Genomic DNA, 4,554 nt, shown 5'->3' on the forward strand with positions numbered 1-4,554 from the left:
AGCTCCTATTTACTCATCATCATCTTCTTCATACGAGTTACAAGAAGGACAAGATAGCCTTTCAATAGACCTTAATTTTGAAAGTGATGATGGTGTATCAATTACTAAGCGTTATGAATTCAAGCGCAATGATTATCTGATTAATGTCAGCTATATCATTAATAACAAGACTAATGATAACTGGCAGGCAAACCTGTCTGGAAAGATTGTAAGAGATCGTTCCTCTGACCCATCGAGCCAAAATAGTATGGGTATGCAGTCATTTTTGGGAATGGCGCTTTCAAGCGCTGAAAAACCTTACGAGAAATATGACTTTGAAGACATGCTTGACTCCCCTATCAATGAACAAATTCATGGTGGTTGGGTTGCATTTATTCAGCATTACTTCCTAAGTGCCTGGATCCCAGATAATGGCGTTACTCATACTTATCAAACACGCGTGAAAGGCGGTCGATATTTGATGGGCTTTATTAGCCCTGCAATCGAAGTCGCTCCAGGAGAAACCAAGACGACATCTGCACAGTTATATATTGGTCCAAAGATTATGGAGCGTTTGGAAGCTATTGCACCAAACCTTGATTTAACCGTAGATTTTGGTTGGTTATTCTGGGTAGCAACGCCACTATTCCTATTGCTTGATTTCTTCTATGGCATTGTATTGAACTGGGGTTTTGCAATTATTCTGGTGACTGTTTGTGTTAAGGCTTTGTTCTTCAAGTTGTCGGCTGCAAGTTATCGTTCTATGGCGAATATGCGTCGGGTAGCACCTAAGCTACAAGCTTTAAAAGAACAGTATGGCGATGATCGTCAGAAGATGTCTCAAGGAATGATGGAGCTCTATAAGAAAGAGAAAATTAATCCTCTTGGTGGTTGTCTGCCTATTCTTGTTCAGATGCCTGTATTTATCGCTTTATACTGGGTTTTGATGGAGAGTGTTCAATTACGCCATGCTCCATTTATGTTCTGGATTCACGATCTATCGGTAATGGATCCTTACTTCATTCTGCCGATTCTGATGGGTGCAAGTATGGCTATCCAAATGCAGCTAAATCCATCTCCGCCTGATCCAATGCAAGCTAAGATCATGAAGATTATGCCTGTTGTAATGACTGTTTTCTTCTTATGGTTCCCTTCAGGGCTAGTTCTTTACTGGTTAGTAAACAATATTCTGTCGATTGCACAGCAGTGGGTAATTACCAGACAAATCGAAAAAGCTAACGCTTAATCTACCCTGTTCTTGATATGAGTGAATATTATCAAGACACTATTGCAGCTCTTGCTACGGCGGCAGGTCGTGGCGGAGTTGGAATTGTCAGGGTATCAGGCCCAAAAGCCTTAGATATCGCTAAACTGATGGTTCATTTTGAGCCTAAGAATCGATATGCACATTATTGCGATTTCTATGATCCAGATGGTTTACGTTTAGATCAGGGAATTGCCCTGTACTTTAAAGGTCCCCACTCCTTTACCGGTGAAGACGTCGTTGAGTTCCAAGCTCATGGTGGCCCGGTCATTCTGGATCTTTTGTTAAAAGCCATCGTTTCGAATGGTGCTCGCTTAGCAGAAGCGGGAGAATTTTCTCAACGCGCCTTTTTTAATGACAAGCTGGATCTGGTTCAGGCTGAAGCTATTTCTGACTTAATAAACAGTACTTCCGAGCAGGCTGCTCGTTCTGCTTTGCGTTCCCTACAAGGGGACTTTTCTCAGCAAGTTGATGCCATTGTATCCGGCTTGATTAAACTCCGAATGTACGTGGAAGCAGCAATTGATTTCCCTGAAGAAGAAGTTGATTTTCTTTCTGAGTCACATGTCCTGGAGCAAGTTGATACTCTGATTGATACCTTGAATGACTTAATCAATAATGCGAATCAAGGGGCACTACTAACTGAAGGAATGAGGGTGGTAATTGCCGGTCGTCCAAATGCAGGTAAGTCTAGTTTGCTGAATGCTTTAGCAGGACGCGATTCAGCTATTGTGACTGATATTGAAGGAACTACACGTGATGTGCTTAAAGAGCAGATCAATATTGATGGAATGCCTTTACATATTATTGATACGGCAGGGCTTCGAGAAAGTACTGATAAAGTTGAACAGATTGGTATTGATAGAGCTTGGCAGGAAATTGAACAAGCTGATCGAATTCTTTTAGTTGTTGATGCTTCATCTATTGAATCAAACTCTGACTCATTACCAGACACGCTATGGCCAGAGTTTTTGGAAAAGCTCGATAATCAGGACCATATAACAATTGTTCGAAACAAAGTGGATAAAACGTCAGAAGCCCCATCGACTGCTTCGCTTGGTGAATTCCCACTTATTTCTTTATCCGCTAAGCAAAAACAAGGCTTAAGCTTACTACAAGATCACCTTAAAGAGTGCGTTGGTTATAAGGCTAATAATGAAGGTACATTTACTGCACGCAGACGGCACCTAGATGCCTTAAATCGTGCTTTGGATGCTGTAAATCTTGGTCGAAGACAGCTAACAGAGCTCAATGCCGGCGAGTTATTAGCCGAAGAGCTGCGTATTGCCCAAGATAATCTAGGGGAAATTACCGGTAAGTTCAGGCCCGATGACCTTCTTGGTGAAATCTTCAGTAGTTTCTGTATTGGAAAGTAGCTAGCGACTGATCAGAGCTCTATACTGTTGGCTTGCTTAAACTAGTTACAGGAGACAAGGATGAGTCAATCGGCCTTATTGAAAAGCAAACGATTTGCCCCCTTTTTCGCTACCCAGTTTTTGGGGGCATTTAACGATAATATCTATAAAAATACCCTAATGCTGATCATCGCATTCAAGGCATCGGATGCCTTAGGTATGAATGCTGATACGGTTCTTAACCTGGCAGCAGGTCTATTTATTCTGCCCTTCTTCATCTTTTCTGCTATTGCTGGCCAAATTACCGATAAATATGAAAAATCAGGCCTAATTCGAAAAATTAAGTTTGCTGAAATTCTTATTATGTCAGTGGCAGCATTAGGCTTGTTGATGGAGTGGTATTCCCTGCTCCTGGTTTTACTATTTGTGATGGGAACGCAGTCAGCATTTTTTGGACCTGCAAAATATGCCATCATCCCTCAACACCTAAAGTCAGAAGAATTGGTCGGTGGCAATGCGCTGATAGGCATGGGCACTTTTGTTGCGATTCTTTTGGGTACTATTGGCGCTGGTATCATCATGCAATTAGATAGCTTTCTGATTGTGACAGCATGTGCCGTCGTGTTTTTTGCATTGCTCGGTTATCTTAGTAGCCGTTCAATACCTTTGGCCCCACCGAGCCAAGCTGATATAACAGTCTCATATAACCCTATTAAAACTACCCACTCTCTAATTGTCGAAGCAAGAAAGCACCGGCCGATATATTTAGCAATTGCGGCAATCTCCTGGTTTTGGTTTTTAGGTGCAGCTTATTTAACGCAATTCCCTAACTTCTCGAAAGAAGTCTTGTTGGGGGGCTCCTCACTCGTCACCTTACTATTGGCGGTATTTACCATTGGTGTTGCACTTGGCTCGATGCTTTGTGAAAAACTGTCTTCATCACAGGTTGAGTTGGGTATTGTACCGATTGGCGCGTTGGGATTAAGCCTATTTGGTGTAGATCTTTATAGCGCAATTCCTCATCAACCTGAAATTATCCACACTTGGCTTACATTCCTAAACGCTGAAGGTTCTTTTAGAGTGTTGATTGATCTGATCGGTATAGGTATCTCAGGAGGCATCTTTATCGTCCCACTTTATGCCTTTGTCCAGGAAAGAGCGGAACCGGCTTTTAGAGCGAGAACCATCGCTGTGATTAACATTATGAATGCCTTGTTTATGGTGGGAAGCGCTATCACAGGAATGATCTTACTGGGAATGCTAGGTCTTGAAATACCAGAATTCTTCCTGGTTTTATCCATAATGAATTTCGTTGTTTGCCTATACATATTTTATCAAGTAGATGAATTTGCGATTCGCTTTTGTATATGGATATTAGGTCATACCATGTACCGAGTCAGCCACGAAGGCTTGGATAATATTCCTCGCGAAGGTGCAGCAGTAGTGGTTTGTAATCACGTATCATATGTTGATGCGCTCATACTTGCCGGAGCGTGTAGACGCCCTATGCGCTTCGTGATGGATCATAATATTTTCAAAAACAAATTTTTAGCTTGGTTTTTCAGAGCGGTCAAAGCCATTCCAATCGCGCCTGCGCATCAGGATCAAGAAATTTATGATCAAGCTTTCGAGTCAATATCTGAAGCACTAAATAATGAAGAGATAATTTGTATTTTCCCGGAAGGTAAGCTGACAAGAACTGGCGATATCAACGAGTTTAAAACTGGCATTGAAATAATAATCGGGCGTGATCCTGTCCAAGTAGTGCCGATGGCCCTACAAGGCCTTTGGGGAAGTGTTTTTAGCCATAAAGATGGAGCTGCCTTTTCGAAAGGTCCTAAACGTTTCTGGTCTAAGGTAAGGGTAATTGCTGATAAACCACTTAATCCTGATCTAGTAAGCGCCGAATTGTTGCAATCGAAAGTTATGCACTTAAGAGGAAATGTTCAATAGAGC

3 protein-coding genes are annotated in these 4,554 nt (G+C 41.9%); all 3 read left to right on the top strand.

Annotated elements, in window-relative coordinates; genetic code table 11:
- Positions 1-1,225, top strand: a 1,225-nt coding sequence (yidC, locus tag A3757_RS08455; RefSeq protein ID WP_068739421.1) for a membrane protein insertase YidC, incomplete at its 5' end; no start/stop codon positions are given.
- A 17-nt stretch (positions 1,226-1,242) separates the two neighbouring features.
- Positions 1,243-2,619 carry a tRNA uridine-5-carboxymethylaminomethyl(34) synthesis GTPase MnmE gene (gene mnmE, locus A3757_RS08460; protein WP_068507313.1) on the top strand — a complete coding sequence of 459 codons (1,377 nt, stop codon included), beginning with the start codon at positions 1,243-1,245 and terminating at the stop codon, positions 2,617-2,619.
- A 60-nt stretch (positions 2,620-2,679) separates the two neighbouring features.
- Positions 2,680-4,551 carry an MFS transporter gene (locus A3757_RS08465; RefSeq protein WP_068553364.1) on the top strand — a complete coding sequence of 624 codons (1,872 nt, stop codon included), beginning with the start codon at positions 2,680-2,682 and terminating at the stop codon, positions 4,549-4,551.
- The last annotated feature ends 3 nt before the right edge of the window (positions 4,552-4,554 follow it).

The organism is Oleiphilus sp. HI0117, assembly GCF_001635235.1.